We start from the raw sequence: 18,883 nt of genomic DNA, 5'->3' as shown, positions 1-18,883 counted from the left end.
ACAAAATAAAAAGGTCTTTTAAACAAAGTTTGCTAAATTGAGATCATTTACTTTTGTACGTCTTCAGGATGTTCCGGGAGAAATAAAACGGCGGAAAATCTTTTGGAAATTAAACTATAAAAACATGGCATGGAATCCGGAAAAATATGATCAGTTTAAAAATGAACGGTATCTCCCCGCATTTGACCTCATGGGCCATATTCAGGTTAAACCAGGGATGAAAGTGATTGACCTGGGCTGCGGCACAGGTGAGCTGACTAAGTTTTTGGCTGAAAAACTGGACGGTTCAACGGTAACAGGGATTGATAATTCAAAAGAAATGCTTGCCAAAGCGATGCCTGCGTCAAATCTGAGTTTTGAACTATCGACCATAGAGAACGAGCTCGGAAAACCCGGGAAATGGGATGTGATATTTGCCAATGCCGCTTTGCAGTGGGTGGAGCATCACGAAACCTTGTTACCGCAGATAATTTCAAAACTGAACAAGGGAGGACAGCTTGCCGTACAAATGCCTTCGCAGACCGAAAATGTTTTGAATAAGCTTCTGCTGGAGGTGGCGGGGGAAGATTATTTTGCTGCAGTTCTGAACAACTGGAAAAGAGAATCGCCTGTGCTTTCCATGGATGAATATGCTCAATTGCTTTTTGAACATGACGCCACTTCAATGACGATTTACCAGAAGGTATATCCGATTATTGCCAATGATCATGGGAACCTTTTCGATTTTATCTCGGGGTCTTCCTTGCTGCCTTATATGGAGAGGTTTCCGGGTGATGTTAAAGAGGAGTTTGTAAAGGTATTCAGGGAAAGAATCAAACTGCACTTTCCCAAAATGCCGGCCATTTATGCCTTCAAAAGGATGCTGATTTATGCCACTTTTTAATAAAAAAACAAAATAACTGAGCTATGGATTTTCAGACAAAATACATTACACCCGATATTAAGTTATCTGTTTATAAGGAGAAATTGAGTACGACAGAGGTATTTTTTGACCATCACATGCTTATCTGGTCCATTTCAGGGGAGACCAAAATTATTCAGGCAGACGGGACTTGCGTGTTTAATCCCGGCGACATTTTTCTGATCCCGAGACATAAGCTGACTTCTGTGATCCTGACACCAAAAGATGGCTATCCTCACAAATCGGTCGCCATGCATTTGTCAGCCGCCACACTCAAAGAGTTTTACCATCATCTTGAGCTTACCCAAAGTGTAATGCCCCTCAATGACATCATGTGTTATAAGAACCATCCTTTGCTGGAAAGTTTCATGGCTTCCCTGATACCCTACTTTGATATGCAGGACAAATTCCCTGAAAATATAGCCGCATTGAAAATCACTGAAGCCATCAGCATACTTCGCAGTGTGGATATTAAAGTGGACAGGCTGCTGGCCAACTTTGAAGAACCCGGTAAAATTGACCTGGTCGATTTTATGGAAAAAAACTACATGTTCAATATCACCATGGAAAAATTCGGCTATCAGACAGGCAGGAGCCTGACTACCTTCAAAAGGGATTTTAAAAAATCATTTAATACTACGCCACAGAAATGGCTTACAACAAAAAGACTGGAGTTGGCTTATTATTATCTGCAGGAGAAAAAAAGAAAACCGGTAGACGTTTATTTTGAAGCAGGTTTTGAGAATCTTTCCCATTTTTCTTTTGCTTTCAAAAAGCATTACGGTTATTCGCCTACCCATGTTTTAAATCAATCTTCTGAAAATCTCCGGTAAGGCATGGTTTTTCAGATTTAATATGCTTTGTAATGTTAACCATCACCTTATTAATTATGCGGGTTATTTTCAGAAAGAATACAGCACCGGTCATCAAGAGCTATACCAACAATCCCTCCCTCTTAACGGTCAGGGAAAACTACCAGGGTACCCCGGTTGACCAGAAAGGCTTGTTTATCAATGAGGAGTTTCCTACAATAATCAGTTTTCGGGCGTTGCTGAAGTTTGTATTTCAGAGAAATCCCCAGCGGGCATTCAAGGCAAAGGATACCTGGAGGATCGGGGTTTTAAAGGATGATTCCTGGCTTGACGACCCAAGGGATAAGATAGTCTGGCTGGGACATGCTACTTTTTTTATCCAGCTTTCAGGAAAACGCATCATTATCGACCCCGTTTTCGGGAAACTCCCTGTTGGTAAAAGATATTCGGAATTACCGGTGGATCCGGGTAAGTTACTGAACATTGACTATATTTTAGTTTCACACGCCCATTACGATCATTGCGACAAACTAAGTGTGAAATTGCTGGTCAAAAACAACCCCCAGGCACAATTATTATGCGGCCTGCAGCTTGACAGATTGTTGTCAGGCTGGGTGGATAACCAGGTACAGGCGGCGGGATGGTATCAGCAATACGACCTGAAGAATGATCTTAAGATTACCTTTCTGCCCTCAAGGCATTGGGCTAACAGGAGTCCTTTTGATGTCAATACCACACTTTGGGGAGGTTTTATGATACAATCCGGAGGTAAATGCATTTATTACGGTGGCGATTCCGGGTACGACGGTCACTTCAGGGAAATTGGCAGGTTATTTCCGGATATAGATGTGGCCTTGATAGGAGCGGGGGCATATGCTCCCGGCTGGTTTATGTCGCCTCATCACCAGGACCCTTATCAGGCCGTGCAGGCCTTTCATGATACCGCGGCCAAAACCTTTATCCCTTTTCATTACGGCACTTTCGATTCGGCAGATGAGCCCATGGGCGAACCTGAGGAAATACTCAATAAGCTGAATGAGGAGGGCAAGATCAACCGGGAGTTAAAAATAGTAAAACTCGGTGAACCACATTTTTTCTGATTTTTCCGGTTAATCAGAAAGAAGTCAGAAAGTCCTTTTCACTTTCTATAAATGCCTTGATCTGATCCAGATAAACCGACAACTCATTTTCACGGCTTTCTTTCCATATCAGTTTCATTTCCAGCTTTTCAGGAATGTTGTCAAGCTCAATGGCCTCAATGTTGAGGTCAAATCCTTTCAGTGTGGTTTTGCCCATGATGGCATTACCGAAGCCTTCTGCCACCATGCGGAGCACGCTGGAGGTGTTGGGTGATTCGTGAACAGTATCAGGGTTAAAACCCGCTCTTTCAAAGATCCTCTGAATGGATTCCATGTAACCGATGCCGTCTGAAGCCGGATGGAGTATCCATTTGTCGTGGCAATAATTTTTGAGATTTTTGCTTTTAATGGTATTGTCATCTGTTCCGGGTAAAATCAGCATGTAGTTTTCCTTATACACCGTGATGCTTTTGAACCCTTCGGAGATCATGGCGTTAGGCAGGAAGCCAAAATCAATTTTACCGGTGCTCAGCATTTCGAAAACGTGGAGGTTATTGCTTTCTGTCAGGGTCAGTTTAAGGTCCGGGCTATGCCGCCTGAAGTACCTCATCAAGCAAGGAATCAGCGTGTGCATGGCAGAACTGGAATGTCCGACCCGGAGTTTGCCTGCTTTGCCCTCGTGCACAAGCCTTGCCTTGCGTTTGGCCTGGTTCCACTGGCTGACGATCAATTCGGCGTCTTCCCTGAAAACCCTTCCGGCAGAAGTAAGGCAGATCCTTTTTTTAGAGCGGTCAAACAGCATGGCCCCGACTTCTTCTTCCAGCTGCATGATCTGCCGGCTCAGGGCAGGCTGGGCAATGAGGATTTTCTCTGCCGCTTTATGATAATTCAGCACTTCAGCTACTACCAGGAAATTCTTTAATTGTTCTAAATTCATTTGATTGATTTTTTCGATCAGTTGAGTAAAAATAAGTATTTTTTTTAATCATGTATACTTTTCAATTTTGTCGCAGAAAAAAAATAGGAAAACATGAAAAATAACGCTCTTCTGAAATGGTTTCTGCTCATTCTTTTATCACTGATATGGGGCAGCAGTTTTATACTGATCAAAAAGGGCCTGACGGGCTTTGGTTTTATTGAGGCGGCTACCATCAGGCTGATGTCGGCCGGGCTGGTGGCTTTGCCGTTCGGGCTCTATCATTTCCGAAAAATTCCCCGTCAGAAACTGCCTTTGGTTTTGGTGGTTTCACTCCTGAGCATGGTGATTCCGGCTTACCTGTTCTGTATATCCCAGCAAAACATACAGAGTTCTGTGGCCGGGATACTCAATGCCCTTACGCCCAGCTTTACGTTCCTGTTTTCAATGTTTTTCTTTAAGAGTAAATATTACTTCCTGCAGGTGATTGGACTGGTGCTGGGTCTGGTCAGCTCGGTGTTTTTGGTTTTTGCCGGGTCAGCGTCCTCGTTGTCCTTTAATATCTATGGTTTGCTGATCATCGGGGCAACGGTTTGTTATGGTCTGAATATCAATTTTGTGAAAACATACCTGGCAGATGTGCCTTCTTTCAGTCTGAGTGCTGTAAGTGTATCTTTCGCTGGAATAATTGTATTTTTCCTTGTTTTCCTTCCCGGGCAGGAGGCCTATCAGAACATAAGTGATCAAATGGTACCATTCCTGGCTCTTATTACACTGGGTGTACTGGGTACGGCCCTGGCCCAGTTGCTGCAAAACAAGATCATCAGTATTTCATCTTCACTGTTTGCCAGTACTTCTACTTACATCATCCCCATAGTGGCTATTTTGTGGGGTGTGGTGGATAATGAGGCGTTTTCTGTCCGTCACCTGATCAGTATGGCGGGTATTCTGACGGCTATTATTTTCATCAGGATGGATAAAAATCCATTCGGGCATGTTAAAATACCACTTTTTCTCAGAAAAATAAAAGCGAGGGTCATTTCATAAAGCGGTGTAACCGTTCATAAAAATAAATTGGATTTTTTTGGTTCTCTATTTGCAGAACCAAAAAAACCTTTTTACCTTTGTGACGTAATTTTAGTGAAATAAAAATGAGTACAGTAAAAATAACAGAAGAACAATTGCAACTGGTTGAAAAACTGGGGCTGGTATTTGAAGGTCCGGGCCTTCAGCCTGCTGCTGCGAGGGTTGCGGCTTTGCTTGTGGTTTCAGATACACTCGAACTTACTTTTGACGACATCAGGGAAATTCTGAACCTGAGCAAAAGTGCCACCAGCAATGCTATTAATTTATTGCTGAACGTTCACAGGATAGAATACATTACCAAGCCGGGTGACAGAAAAAGGTACTTCAGAAGTAACCTGGCAAGGTGGAAGAATGTCATGAAAGAGAAATTTATGGACCTTGAGAAAACCAATTCTGTGTTAAAGGAGGTAGTGGACCAGAGAACCCCGGCCACCAAGGAGTTTAACCAGAGTCTTGAGGAGATGGTCAGCCTGATGAGATTTATGAACCAGCAGATTCCACGGCTGTTTAAAGAGTGGGAAAAATCGAAAAGCTGATTTTTTTTATCCCGTTGGTTCTTTAAGTACAGAACTAAATAAGAAATTCAAAACAAATTATAAGAATATGAATAAAATGAAAGTTTCACAGATGCTGTTTGGGCTATTACTGGCATCTGTGGGAGTGCAGGCTCAGGAAAAGGCATTCAGCTTAAAAGATTGTATCGACTACAGCTTACAGCACAATCCGAGCAGTACGGTTTATAAAAATGAAGTCGAAATCGCCAGACAAAAGAAAGTAGAGGCGATGTCAGGCTATTTGCCACAAGTCAATGGTAACGTGGCCTTTGATGACAACCTTAAACGCCAGGTGACTATTTTGCCGGCAGGGGCCTTCAGTCCTGAAGAAATTAAAGTGAAGTTTGGTAACCAGTATGCCACCAATGCTTCAGTGCAGGTAGATCAGACTCTTTTTGACAAAACCATCTTTGTGGCTAAAGAAGCCAACCGTGTCAACAGCTATCTGGCAGATTTGAAGGTGCTTCAGAACAACGAAGAGATTATTTACAACACCACAGTGGCTTACTACCAGATTCTTACTTACAACGAGCAGGAGAAATTGCTGGTCGAGAATGAGAAAAAATATGAGGAACTGCTGAGGGTTTTGAAACTTCAATACGACAAAGGGGTAGCCAAGAAAATTGATTTTGACCGGATGAAAGTGACTCAGAATAACGTGAAGTCGCAGATTTCCCTTAACAGGAATAACAAAGACCTGGCCCTGAACAAACTTAAATATGCGATGGGAATGGACCTGAAAAATGAGTTGTCGATCAACGACGCCCTGGATTATTCAGCCCAGGTAAGCATGCCTGCGTCTGTCAAATTTGATGCTGATAACCTGATGTCATATAAAGTGCAGTCGACCAACATCAAACTCCAGGAGCTGGATGTGCAGAGACGTAAGGCCTTGTTTTACCCGACTGTATCGGCATACGGCCGTTACGGGGCCCAGTCTTTCGGTAATGATTTCGGAAAATCCTTCACCAACTGGTTTGATTACTCTTCTATCGGTTTAAAAGTAGCCATCCCGATTTTTGATGGTAACAGGAAGAAAAGCCAGCTGGAACAAAGCAAATTAAGCCTGATCAACGCGAACGAAAACCTGAAGCTGTCGGTGATGAATTATGAATTGCAGTTTAAAAACGCCAATTCCAAATTGTTCAGCTCATTTACCAACCTGAATGACAATAAGGAGACCCTTGACCTGGCGTCAGATATCCTTAAAAATTCAAGCTTACAGTATCAGAAAGGAACCGCTTCGCTGACTGATTTCCTTAACTCTGATTATTCTTACAAAGAAGCCCAGAGCAACTATATCAATTCATTACTCAATTTTCTATCTGCCCGCATAGATTATGAAAAAACACAGGGCAATTTGTCAAACTTTATAAAAGACTTAAAATAATATTTAAAGAGAATAAATTATGAAAACAAGGATCATCACCATCATCATTGTCATCTTAGCGATAGGAGGAATTTCCTTTAAGCTTTTCTCAAACAAGAAGAAAATAGATGAAAGCAAGAAAGTAGTTGACAGGAGCGGGATACCGGTTTCGGTGTCTACATTCCAGGTTGAGTACCTGCCCATAGGCGGAGACCTGGCCCTTCCGGCTGTATTGGAGCCTAAAGAACAAGCTACGCTTTCAACAGGCACACAAGGTAAAATCGAGACGCTTAACATTCAATTAGGTTCTAAAGTAGCCAAAGGACAGGTTATCGGGACGATCGACTCAAAAGTGAAACAGATCAGTCTTCAATCAACTGAACTGACCATCAGTAAGTCAAAGCAGGATTACGAACGTAACAAGGAATTGCTGGCCGGAAACGCCATCAACGAAACCGCCGTAACTGATGCGAAATACAGCTACGAGAACAACCAGATCCAGGCAGCTCAGCTGAAACAGCAGATTGCCGATTCAAGAATCATCTCGCCGATCAGCGGTATTATTACTGATAAAAAACTGACTGCAGGTGAATATGCCAACATCGGAACCGTGATTGCGACGATTGTAGACGTAAGCCAGCTGAAAACCATTGTTTATGTCAATGAGAAAGATGTTTACCAGTTGAAACTGGGTCAGCCTTCCACCATCACCTGTGACATCTTCCCTGGTAAATCATTCAACGGAAGGGTGAGCTTTATCAGCCCTCAGGGTGACGAAAATCACAATTATAAAGTAGAGATTTTGCTGGCCAATAACAATGCCACCGTTTTGAAATCAGGTACTTATGTAAAAGTAGCCTTTCAGTTGGGAACCAAAGGAACAGCCATTCAGATTCCTAAGAAAGCCCTGGGCGACGGTATGAAAAACCCTTACGTGTTTATTGCTCAAAACAAAAAAGCAGTACTCCGTAAAGTGATCCTGGGTCGTGAAATAGGAGAAAACGTAGAGGTGTTGAGCGGTCTTCAGGCCGGTGATCTGATCGTCAGCGACGGGATCATCAACATCGTGGATGGCAGCAATATCGAAGTAATCAGCAATAAATAATTAAGCCATGTCAATAACAGAAGTAGCTGTAAAACGACCATTACTGATTACAGTAATTTTCGTTACCCTTATCCTCTTCGGATTCATCAGTTATAAAACATTAAATTATAACCTTTTCCCGAAGTTTGAGACCAACGTGATCATGGTGCAGACCACCTACAGAGGCTCCGCCTCTGATGAGGTAGAGAGCAGTGTCACGAAGCCCCTTGAAGATGCCGTATCTTCTATTGAAGGTGTGGATATGATTTCTTCTTCTTCGCAGGAAGGTCTTTCATTGATTACTGTAACCCTTAAGTCGGGATTCAATGTGATCACAGCACAACAGGATGCAGAACGTAAGGTTAACCAGATCAAAGCCAAACTTCCTGATGATATAGATGACCCGGTGGTTTCAAGATTAAGCCTTGATGACCTGCCGATCCTTAAACTGAGTGCCACCTCAAAAATGCCTCAGACTGAACTGTATGATTTTATAGACCTGCAGGTAAAACCATTGCTGACCAACGTGGCAGGGGTAGCACAGGTGAATATTATCGGTGGAAATGAACGCGAAATTGAAGTATATCTTGATAATGATAAACTGCAGACTTATAACATCTCGTCTGCGGCTATTAACCAGGTGATTGCAGGTAGTGGGGTTTCATACCCTGCCGGTAGTATCAAAACCGACCAGACCCGTTTTTCACTGAGACTGGATGCCAAGCTTAAGAAAGTAGAAGATATCAGGAACCTGGTGGTTCGTGAAAACCCGAACGGCAGCAGGATATTGCTGAAAGATGTCGCTTCGGTAACCGATGCTCAAACTGAAGCTACCACCCTGAACAGGATCAACGGTAAACCGGCCATCGGTATCCAGATCATGAAACAGACAGATGCCAACGCTGTGAATGTGAGTAAAGGAGCGAAAGAGGCACTGGCTAAAATGAAGGAAACCTTCAAGTCAAAAGACTTTAACTACGAGGTGGCTTCAGATCAGTCGGTTTATACCCTGGCTTCTGCTGATGCGGTTATGCATGACTTATACCTGGCCATTATCATTGTAGGTATTGTGATGGTCTTGTTCCTGCACAGTGTCAGAAGTTCATTGTTTGTCTTGGTAGCCATTCCTTCTGCGATGATCCCGACTTTTATTTTGATGTGGTTGTTCGGATTCTCGCTTAACCTGATGACGCTGATGGCCCTGTCACTCGTCGTAGGTATCCTTGTGGATGATAGTATTGTCGTGTTGGAGAATATCTACCGTCACCTTGAAATGGGTAAAACCAAAAGACAGGCTTCGCTCGACGGCAGGGGAGAGATCGGATTTACGGCCATGGCGATTACCCTGGTTGACGTTGTGGTGTTCCTTCCGCTGGCCCTGGCCGGTGGTCTGATCGGGAACATCTTGAGAGAATTCTCGCTCGTGATCGTATTCTCTACCCTGATGAGTTTGTTCGTGTCCTTTACGCTGACGCCTTTACTGGCTTCAAGATGGGGGAAACTGGAAGTATTGAAGAAAAATACACTCTGGGGAGCACTTAACCTTGGTTTTGAAAGAATTATCGATAACATCAGGGATTTGTACCTGAGTTTACTGAACTGGGCTCTGGGTCACAAAAGATATGTGTTTATTGTGATCATTGCTTTGCTGGTCGGTACATTCACTTTACTTGGAAAAGGTTTTGTAGGAGCTACTTTTATCGGTAATGCCGACAGGGGAGAGCTTTCAATACAGCTTGACCTTGCCCCTGAAACCCCGCTGGTACAAACCAACCAGCTGGTGGCCAGGGTAGAAAGTATCCTGCTTTCAAAACCTGAAGTAGTCAATGTTTTTTCTAACGTAGGTACCCAGGCCTCTATGGTCGGCGGATCTTCGAACAGTAACCTTGCGGACATTACAGTGACGCTGGTGGACAAACACGATCGTCCTTTCTCTACAGATGAGTTTGGTCAGATGATGCGGGATACGATCTCGAAGATCCCTGGTCTGATCATCAACGTTCAGCCGATCGGGGTATCCGGAAACAGCCAGGCACCGATTTCGATCGCTGTGAAGGGAACCGTCATGGACAGTGTGGTGAAAGCCGCCGCGATGTTAAAGCAGATTGTAGCCAAGACTCCCGGAGCGGATTATGTACAATACAGTACAAAAAGCCCCAAAACAGAGGTAGCGATCAGGGTTGACCGCGATAAAATGGCTAAACTCGGTCTTAGTATTCCTGAGGTAGGTTCCGCTGTTCAGCTGGCTTTCCAGGGTAATAATAACACCAAATACAAAGACAAGGGAGAGGAATACGGAATTAACCTGATTTTTGATAAATCGGATAAGCAGAGCATAGAAAACGTAAGAGGACTTACGCTGAGAAACAACAGGAACGCTATTGTCAGACTGACAGATTTCGCTACTGTGGAAGAACTGGTAGGACAATCGATCCTCGAAAGAACCGACCGTCTGAGCTCGATCAAAATCAACTCTGCGGCTGTGGGACGTCCTTCAGGTACTATTGTGGAAGACATCAAAAAAGAACTGACCAAGGTAAAACTGCCGGAAGGAATCATCATTGACTACCTTGGGGATGCTAAAAACCAGGGTGATGCCTTCGGAAGTTTAGGATTGGCCATGGGTATCGGTATTTTGCTGGTTTACCTGATCATGGTGGCCTTGTATGAAAGTGTGGTGTATCCTTTCGTGGTATTGTTCTCGATTCCGGTGGCGATCATCGGTGCAATCCTGGCCCTGGCCCTGACGATGAACTCACTTTCGATCTTCGCGATCCTGGGTATGATCATGTTATTAGGTCTCGTCTGTAAGAACGCGATCCTGATCGTCGACTTTACGAATCACCTGAAAGACAACGGGATGCCGGTCAAGGAAGCCCTGATGGAAGCAGGTAAGGAACGTCTCCGTCCGATCCTGATGACCACCCTGGCGATGATCTTCGGTATGTTGCCGATCGCTTTGGCGAGTGGTGCCGGTGCTGAAACCAAAAACGGTATGGCCTGGGTAATTATCGGTGGTCTGACCAGCTCAATGATCCTTACGCTGATCCTTGTACCTTCGGTTTACATGGTGATAGAAGGATGGAGAACGAAAATCAACCGTTTGGTTCTGGGTAAAAAACAAGCCAAAGCAGAAGCAAAGCTGGTAGAAGAAACCGCTGTAAATTAAGAGTCAATCATAAATAAACTTCCTTACAGATTGATTTCTGTAAGGAAGTTTTGTATTTTTATTTAACAAACAAAACACTCCGCACACGGCTTTTGAAAACACTTACAACAAAAACACCAAGGTTATGTCTACAAGTAATCAACATATACAGGATCTGGCATTTCAACTTTTCAGAATTCACGGTATCAAAAGCGTGACGATGGATGATATTGCCCGCGAAGCAGGGGTTTCCAAAAAAACCATTTATCAGAATTACGAAAACAAGGAAGACCTGATCATTTCAGCTTTGAAAGAGAAGTTTGAAGAAAACAAGGTGATTGTCGATGAAATATTAAATTCGGACAAAAATCCCGTTGAAAAAATCATCAGTTTATATGATTTTACTTTAAAATCCATTCACAGTTATTCCCTCGCTTTTTTCTGGGGCATCAAAAAATACCATCCCAATGCCCAGGCGATGTGTACAGACTATCTTCGCGACCTGATCTTCAATAAAATCAGCAAGCTGCTGGAAGAAGCCCAGCAGCAAAAAGTGATCAGGCAGGACATTGATGTGCCGCTGGTAAGCAAGATTTATTTCTGGGGCTTGCAGGAATTTACCGACGGGGCTTTTGCTGATCAGATGACCAAGGGTTTTGATACTTTCTTCAGACACTTCATACTCAACAACGTCCGGGGTATGCTCACCGATGAGTACATGGGGATTGTGGAGGTTTAGTTTCCGCCTCAGGCAATTCAAGGAAGGCCGGTTTCGTTTAGAGTGAAACCAAACCTGATACTGTATGAAAACCTCACTTATAGCAGCCTTTGTATTCTGCTCCTCCATGGCCTTTGCCCAGGTTAATTTCATCGAACAGATGGTTTATATGGATAAAGATGAACACAAAGAGCGGAACTGGTTTTCGCTGTGTGTACTCTGTAAGGAAACTGTCTTGAATTAATTTTCTAATTGGTGACATCCAGATCATTTTTACTGTGATATCATCATTTTTTGTACTATTCTATCTTTATTGCTTGTATTTGGTGCTTTAAAGAGTCTTTTCCAAGAGGTTGAAACCTTCTAAGAATGATCCTCATATTCCCGGTTGCATTAATCAATTCTGAATCTTACATTTGTGAGCATTCTGAATAAGCATTTGATGTTCAAGGGCTTTTCAGGATCTTAACAATATTCAACCATTTAAAACATGAAAAGTTCTTCTTCAAAATCTAAGTTTCTTAGGTTTCAACTGGCTTTTTTAGCCTTTCTTCTTTCGCTCGGAACTGCTTTTGCCGCCAAACAGGATTTTTACCAGATCAAGGTTTACCATTACAAAACCAAAGAACAGGAAAACCGGCTGGATGCTTTTTTCAAAAATGCTTATCTGCCGGCCTTGCACAGGGCGGGTATCCGTCAGGTGGGGGTATTTAAGTTCATCGGTACCCCGACTGTCACAGAAGTTTCAGAGCCGCTGATTTACGTTTTTATTCCTTTCAAGTCTTCTGATGAGTTTTTCAAACTGGAACAGAAACTTGCCGCAGACAAGAAATATGCTGAAGACGGGAAAGATTATCTTGATGCGGCTTATACCAATCCGCCTTACACGCGTATCGAGTCGACTTTATTGAGGGCGTTTGCCGGTAGTCCGGTGTTCCAATTGCCAGACCTTAAGGCCCCGAAGTCGGAGCGGGTGTATGAACTGAGAAGTTACGAAGGACACACAGAGAAGATTTATGCCAACAAAGTAGAGATGTTCCACAAGGGAGATGAAATGGGCATATTTAAGCGATTGGGCTTCAATGCCGTGTTTTACGGAGAAGTGGTTTCCGGATCAGCCATGCCTAACCTGATGTACATGACTACTTTTGAAAACAGGGCTGCCAGAGATGACCACTGGAAGGCGTTTTCGGCTGATGATGAATGGAAAAAAGTGCGGGTGATGCCTGAGTTTCAAAACAATGTGTCTAAAAACGAGCAACGTTTGCTTCGTCCGACCGATTATTCCGATATCTGAACAATTGCATTATTCAACTCTTAATAATATAAATGACTTATGAAAAATTTTACCTTGAAGGCGGTGGGTTTAGTGGCAGTTTTAACAGCCGCCAGCGGACTGGCAGCCTATAAAAGTCTCTGGGGGGCAACCACAAAGCTCAGCCCGCCGGTAGATGCGAAAGATATTAAACTGCCGGCCGGGTTTTCGGCCAGAATATTAGGCACTGACCTGGGTTCTGCCAGGCATATCGCGGTAGCTAAAAACGGGGACATTTACCTGAAACTATCGAAACTGAAAGACGGAAAAGGAATCTGCCTGCTGAGAGATACCAACCATGACGGGGTAGTGGATGAAAAGAAAATGTTCGGAGACTTTACCGGAACAGGTGTTTACATCAAGAACGGCTATCTTTATGCCAGCTCAAACACCGGGCTCTACCGTTATAAGATGAATGAGAAAGACGAAGTCATCAACACGGAACAGCCTGAGAAGATCATCGATGGCCTGGTAGACAAAGGCCGCGATAATGCCAAACCGATCGTCATCGACGATAAAAACAATGTATACATCACCATCGGTTCTTATAATGATAATTGTCGTGAAAAAGGCACGGGAAAGGGCATGAGCCCATGTACCATCCTGGATTCAGCCGGAGGAATCTGGAAATTCAACGCCAGTCAGCTGAACCAGACTTTTAAAGACGGGGTTCGTTATACCACAGGCCTGAAAAACGCGGTGGGCATTGCCTGGAATTCAAAAACCAATACGCTTTTTGCGACGGTACACGGCAGGGGCCAGTTCCATGATTTTTATCCTCAGTATTATACGCCCAAGCAAAGCGGCGAGATACCTGCGGAAACCTTGTACGAGCTGCATGAAGGCGATGATGCCGGATGGCCTTACATCTATTTCGACCAGTTTCAGAACAAGAAGATCGTAGCTCCGGAATACGGTGGCGACGGCAAGAAAACAGGCGGAGAAAAAGCCATCAATCCTAAAGTCGCTTTCCCTGCCCACCTGGGACCAAACGCCTTGCTTTTCTATACCGGTAATATGTTCCCGGCCAGATATAAAAACGGAGCTTTTGTTGCATTCCACGGTCAGTCGCCTGAGTTGAAGAAGGGCTACCTGGTTGCTTTTGTGCCTTTTGTGAATAATAAGCCATCGGGTAAATGGGAGATTTTTGCAGATAATTTTGCCGGAATTGACCTGGTAAAACCTACAGGTCCTGTACAGCACCGTCCTTGCGGACTGGCTCAGGGGCCTCAGGGTGAACTTTATGTGACCGACGACCTGAACGGTACCGTTTTCAGAATTGATTATAAGAAGTAATAAGTATCATATTTCTAAAAGACAGCCGGTGGAGTTCGCTTCGCCGGCTGTCTTTGTTTTGAGGGTTCGCTTTAAGGATTGAAATTCCTTTTATCTTTGTGGCATTATGGCATACATCATTGATGGACTGAGGGTGGCAACAGGCAAGGCGGGCGGGTATTATAAAACCGTTCTGCCTGAAACCCTCGTGGCTGTTCTCCTGGATTCACTAATCACCCGCAATACCGTCAATCCTTCGGAATTGGATGAGGTTTTGCTGGCCAATTCGTTTGGAACAGGGGGCAATATGGCCAGGTATGCCGCTTTACTGTCTGATATACCCGCTGTTGTGCCTGGCACGACAATCGATATGCAATGTTCGGGCGGACTGAAAAGTGTGGTGATGGCCAATGCGATGATAGAATCCGGAAGCCATAGCCTGATCATGGCGGGAGGTATGGAAAGTAACAGCCTGGCCACTGAAAAGACATACCATGTTAACGATCCGAGGTTTGATCAATATCCGGATGGAAAATACAGGATTGCGAAATTCAGCCCGGAACAAACCGGGAGCGAGCCTTTGCTTGAAGCGGCAAAAAAGGCTGCTATATTATATGATATCACGAAAGCTGAAATGTTGGAATGGACGGTGAAGTCATTTGAAAAGGCTTCTGCCGCCTGGGAATCCGGTTTTATGGAAGATGTAGTTTTTTCTGTTTTCGGAATGGGTCCGGACCAGACCCTGAAGCCCGGCCTGACGGCAGAAAAGCTGAAAAGATTACAAACAGACCAGCTGATTGATTTTACCAATACCGCCCATCATCATGATGGAGCGGCGGTACTTTTGCTGGCAGATGAGGCTTCGGTACTTAAAAACAACTGGAAACCCAAAGCCAGGATAGTGACTTCAGTAAGTATCGGAGGAGATCCGGGACTGGCTCCCCTGGGACCAATCTGGGCCACAGAAAAACTGCTGGAGAAGCACGGGATAAATATTCAGGATATAGATTTATTGGAGATCAATGAGTCTTTTGCCTTGAAACCTTTGGCTTTTTCCAAGAAATTCGGTGTAGATCAGGATAAAATCAATGTATTAGGCGGTAATTTAGCATTCGGTCACCCTTTCGGAGCCTCAGGAGCGATGAACTTGTTGCACCTGGTGAAAGCCCTGGAGGTTAAGGATAAAAAACTGGGTCTGGTAGCCATGGGGGCTGCAGGCGGGCAGGGGGTGGCTGTGTTGATCGAGCGATTGTAAGGATGATTTACCAAAGTATTCAAAATAAGGCCAACGCAGCGTCTGAAGCTATCATTTATGGCTACGGAAGGATCAGCTATGCAAAACTGCAGGATGAAATTCACCGCAGGGCCGCTTATTTTAAAGACCTGCCCCAGACGTTTATCCTGGCTCATACCAACGAACTAGAAAATTTACTGAACTTCCTGACGCTGATGAGCCTGGGAAAACGGTCGGTTTTTGCCTCAAGAAATGTAAGTGACGAACAAAGGCTGAAACTGGCCCGTGAGCTTGATGCCAGGATTGTTACTGAAGATATTACGGGAGACGACAGGCTGGATGTGCTTGACTACCAGCCTAAAGACAAAGATATTTTTTTAGGGGTATTAAGCTCCGGCACGACAGGGATTCCGAAGGTGATCTGGAAAGATTACGGAGCCTGGTTCAGTGCCTTTTCTCATCAATCTGAGGTTTTCGGGATCAACAGTGAGGACAAGGTTTTTGTGTTGGACGCCCTGAGTTATTCTGCTAACCTCAACTCGGCCTTGCATGCCCTTTGGCTTGGAGCTACTTTGGTAATGGGGTCGCTCAAAAATGCCAGGAAATGGCCTGAATTGTTTGAAAAAGAACAGGTCAGCTCGGTTTTCATGGTGCCTTCTCACTACCGCTTGCTGGCAGATCAATCTCCCGATTTGCCGCAACTGAGGTCACTGGTGAGTGCCGGTGAGAAGCTGGATCCGCAAACCGCTTCGCGATTACTTGAGCTGTTTCCTGCAAGTATCCTTACAGAATATTACGGAGCCGCAGAGCTCGGGCACATTGCTTATCATCAGAACCAGGACATCATCGACAAGCCTGCTGAAGTGGGTAAGCCGTTTCCAGGCGTTGAGATCAGGATTGAAAATCAGCTCATTAAGGTATCCAGTCCGTACGTATCGCCTGATTATCGCCATGACGCCACCGTCAGAGACCTTGGATTTGTGGAGGATGGCCGGTTGGTGGTATTGGGCCGTGAAGGCCGGATGTTTAACCGCCGGGGGATGAACATCTTTGCGGAAGAGATCGAAAACGCCGCCTTGCAGTTTCCGATGATCAGCGAAGTGGCCGTTGTTCAGAAGAAAATCTCCGATAATAAATACAACCTGCTCCTGTATTTTTCAGGACATGACAAGCAAAGCATACAGACACAAGACCTCAGGGCTTTTTTGCTGAAGGTTTTGCCGAAAGAAAAACTGCCGAACGCTTTTATAGAACTTGACGAACTTCCGCACCAACTTTCAGGGAAAATAGATTTTAATGCCCTCTCCAAACGGCCTGTCGAAGAAGACAGCATCGCCTGATCCGACCTTAAAAGGTTCGCTTTTAAATATTCAAATTATTTTAAATCAGATGATTATCTCTTGTCTTTACGAGGGCAAGCTTATTATTACATTTTATGATGTTCAGATATATATTATTGTTTTTATGTGTGACCAACATCGCTTTGGCACAGGATTCTACCCTTATTGACCTGGATGCTGTGACGGTGACAGCGAATATTACCGGTGCTGAAATCAGGAAAACCGCCAGGAATGTGACGGTTATCGACAGGCGGACGATAGAAAACGCCCCGGTGAAAACGATTGACGGTATTCTTCAGTATGCCCTCAATGTGGACGTCAGGTCAAGATCGGCTTTTGGGGTCCAGGCGGACGTCAGCATCAGGGGAGGGAATTATGACCAGACATTGATCCTCGTTGACGGAGTTAAAATGAATGACCCCCAGACGGGACATCATTCGCTGAATTTACCTCTGCCGGTCCAGATGATTGAGAAGATCGAAGTGCTGCAAGGCGGAGCTTCGAGGGTTTTCGGGCCGAGTGCTTTTTCAGGCGTGATCAATATCATTACCAAAAAGCCGGAAAAGACGCAGGGAAATGTGCATCTGGCTGCGGGAGGGCACAAACTGTTTAATTATGGAGCCAATGCCAGCCTTCATCTGAAAAGGCTCATTGCCACTTTTGCTTTTGATAAGATGAAAAGTAACGGATTTGCTTACAATACTGCATTTGACAAGACCTCAGGTTTTGGTAAGGTAGAAGGGCTGCTTAAAAACGGCTCTGTGGACCTGCAGGTCGGTTTGATGGGTAACAAATTCGGAGCTTCGAATTTTTACAGCCCGAAGTTTTATGACCAGTTTGAGAAGGTGTCAGCCAGTTTCATCGGGCTGAACTGGAACCAGAATTTCTCGAATAAATTCAATTCGGTATTGAGGCTTAACCACAGAAGGCATTATGACCTGTATGATTTTAACAAATACCTGCAGACCAATATTGCCTCCGTCAATTTCCACAGAACAGATGTGTGGGACGCTGAATGGAAAGGACGGCTCATCACCAGCCTGGGCCAAAGTGCCTTTGGGCTGGAGTGGAGGCAGGAGACTGTGCTGAGCAACCGTCTGGGCGAAACCGCGAAAGAACCTGTGGCTGTACCTGATTATGAAAATGTGTTTTATACAAGGACCAAGACCAGGGATAATGTCAGTGTTTTTGTGGAGCATCAGAAAAAAGTGGGAAAATTTAATTTTTCAGGTGGAACACTCCTGAACCTGAATTCGCAGTTCGGCACCCAGTGGTTTCCCGGCATTGATGTCTCTTATGAATTGGGTACGCAATCATCTGTTTATGCCAGTGTTAACCGGTCCCTTCGTTTTCCGACTTTTACAGAGTTGTATCTTACCGGGGCAACAGTGGTGGGAGATCCGAATCTGAAACCAGAGAAAGCGGTGAGTTACGAAATCGGGGCTAAAAAAGCCACTTCGGTTTTCAATGCCACATTGGCGGTGTTTTACAGGCAGACAGAGGATGCCATAGACAAGGTAAAAAGACCCGACAAGCCTGTGCCGACGATGGAGAACATCAACAATATCAATATGTTCGGGATAGAATTGTCTTCAAAAATATTGCTCGAAAAATACCTCGGAACCAAAGTAGTAAACCAGCTCAGCCTGAACTACGCCTACCTGAAAGCCGACAGGCAGGAAGAAGGATTTCAGTCGTTTTACTCTCTGAACTATCTCAGGCACAAGTTCTCCGCCGGTTTGAACCTTGTTCCGGTCAGAAACCTGAGCTTGGACATCTGGTACACGCTGAAGGTTCGGGAAGGTAATTATCAGTGGGATGCTCAGACTCCGGCAGTCAATTACCAGCCTATTCACCTGACAGACACAAGGTTGGCTTACAGGCTTAAGAAAGTCATGGTCTTTGCGGATGTCAACAACGTGTTTAATCAAACCTATTTTGAATACGGATTTGTGCAACAGCCCGGGAGATGGTTTTCAATGGGTATAAATGCAGGTTTTTAAAATTTAATAGCTAAAATGCAAAAAAACTATGGTAATTTTGCATTTTAGT

The 18,883-nt window shown here is 44.4% G+C and carries 16 protein-coding genes; 15 read left to right on the top strand and 1 reads right to left on the bottom strand.

Annotated elements, in window-relative coordinates; genetic code table 11:
- Positions 1–37 precede the first annotated feature (37 nt).
- Genes GVN16_RS18900 through GVN16_RS18890 form a run of 3 tightly spaced genes read left to right on the top strand, consistent with a single transcriptional unit; the run spans position 38 to position 2,813 of the window.
- Positions 38–883: a methyltransferase domain-containing protein gene (locus GVN16_RS18900; protein ID WP_255490302.1), complete on the top strand. Its 846-nt coding sequence runs from the start codon at positions 38–40 to the stop codon at positions 881–883.
- Between the two features lie 23 nt (positions 884–906).
- Positions 907–1,734: an AraC family transcriptional regulator gene (locus GVN16_RS18895; RefSeq protein WP_166565501.1), complete on the top strand. Its 828-nt coding sequence runs from the start codon at positions 907–909 to the stop codon at positions 1,732–1,734.
- A 32-nt stretch (positions 1,735–1,766) separates the two neighbouring features.
- Positions 1,767–2,813 (top strand): MBL fold metallo-hydrolase, encoded by a 1,047-nt coding sequence (locus GVN16_RS18890; RefSeq protein WP_166565500.1) that lies wholly within the window; start codon positions 1,767–1,769, stop codon positions 2,811–2,813.
- 13 nt (positions 2,814–2,826) lie between these two features.
- Here the strand turns inward: GVN16_RS18890 and GVN16_RS18885 are convergent, their stop codons facing one another.
- Entirely contained in the window at positions 2,827–3,729 is a 903-nt protein-coding gene (locus GVN16_RS18885) for a LysR family transcriptional regulator (RefSeq protein ID WP_166565499.1), read from the bottom strand.
- A 93-nt stretch (positions 3,730–3,822) separates the two neighbouring features.
- On the opposite strand from GVN16_RS18885, the gene GVN16_RS18880 reads away from it, so the two are divergent.
- From GVN16_RS18880 to GVN16_RS18825, 12 genes are all read left to right on the top strand, one after another.
- Complete coding sequence (locus GVN16_RS18880; protein ID WP_166565498.1) at positions 3,823–4,755, top strand: DMT family transporter; 933 nt, start codon at positions 3,823–3,825, stop codon at positions 4,753–4,755.
- Positions 4,756–4,859: 104 nt separating this feature from the next.
- On the top strand, positions 4,860–5,330 hold the full coding sequence (locus tag GVN16_RS18875; protein ID WP_166565497.1) for a GbsR/MarR family transcriptional regulator: 471 nt from the start codon (positions 4,860–4,862) through the stop codon (positions 5,328–5,330).
- Positions 5,331–5,397: 67 nt separating this feature from the next.
- Complete coding sequence (locus GVN16_RS18870) at positions 5,398–6,738, top strand: TolC family protein (RefSeq protein ID WP_166565496.1); 1,341 nt, start codon at positions 5,398–5,400, stop codon at positions 6,736–6,738.
- Positions 6,739–6,757: 19 nt separating this feature from the next.
- Positions 6,758–7,822 carry an efflux RND transporter periplasmic adaptor subunit gene (locus tag GVN16_RS18865; RefSeq protein WP_166565495.1) on the top strand — a complete coding sequence of 355 codons (1,065 nt, stop codon included), beginning with the start codon at positions 6,758–6,760 and terminating at the stop codon, positions 7,820–7,822.
- Between the two features lie 7 nt (positions 7,823–7,829).
- Positions 7,830–10,970 carry an efflux RND transporter permease subunit gene (locus tag GVN16_RS18860; RefSeq protein ID WP_166565494.1) on the top strand — a complete coding sequence of 1,047 codons (3,141 nt, stop codon included), beginning with the start codon at positions 7,830–7,832 and terminating at the stop codon, positions 10,968–10,970.
- A 124-nt stretch (positions 10,971–11,094) separates the two neighbouring features.
- Complete coding sequence (locus GVN16_RS18855) at positions 11,095–11,688, top strand: TetR/AcrR family transcriptional regulator (RefSeq protein ID WP_166565493.1); 594 nt, start codon at positions 11,095–11,097, stop codon at positions 11,686–11,688.
- A 64-nt stretch (positions 11,689–11,752) separates the two neighbouring features.
- On the top strand, positions 11,753–11,911 hold the full coding sequence (locus GVN16_RS18850; protein WP_166565492.1) for a hypothetical protein: 159 nt from the start codon (positions 11,753–11,755) through the stop codon (positions 11,909–11,911).
- Between the two features lie 246 nt (positions 11,912–12,157).
- A complete protein-coding gene (locus GVN16_RS18845; RefSeq protein WP_166565491.1) occupies positions 12,158–12,964 on the top strand; it encodes an NIPSNAP family protein in 807 nt (268 codons plus the stop codon).
- 39 nt (positions 12,965–13,003) lie between these two features.
- A complete protein-coding gene (locus GVN16_RS18840; protein WP_166565490.1) occupies positions 13,004–14,278 on the top strand; it encodes a sorbosone dehydrogenase family protein in 1,275 nt (424 codons plus the stop codon).
- A 106-nt stretch (positions 14,279–14,384) separates the two neighbouring features.
- Positions 14,385–15,512: a thiolase family protein gene (locus GVN16_RS18835; protein WP_166565489.1), complete on the top strand. Its 1,128-nt coding sequence runs from the start codon at positions 14,385–14,387 to the stop codon at positions 15,510–15,512.
- A 2-nt stretch (positions 15,513–15,514) separates the two neighbouring features.
- On the top strand, positions 15,515–16,831 hold the full coding sequence (locus GVN16_RS18830; protein ID WP_166565488.1) for an AMP-binding protein: 1,317 nt from the start codon (positions 15,515–15,517) through the stop codon (positions 16,829–16,831).
- A 95-nt stretch (positions 16,832–16,926) separates the two neighbouring features.
- Positions 16,927–18,834 (top strand): TonB-dependent siderophore receptor, encoded by a 1,908-nt coding sequence (locus GVN16_RS18825; RefSeq protein WP_166565487.1) that lies wholly within the window; start codon positions 16,927–16,929, stop codon positions 18,832–18,834.
- Positions 18,835–18,883 lie beyond the last annotated feature (49 nt).

The sequence above is a fragment of the Emticicia sp. CRIBPO genome, from assembly GCF_009905725.1.
Taxonomy (GTDB): domain Bacteria; phylum Bacteroidota; class Bacteroidia; order Cytophagales; family Spirosomataceae; genus Leadbetterella.
This window is presented reverse-complemented; position numbering and strand designations above follow the sequence as displayed.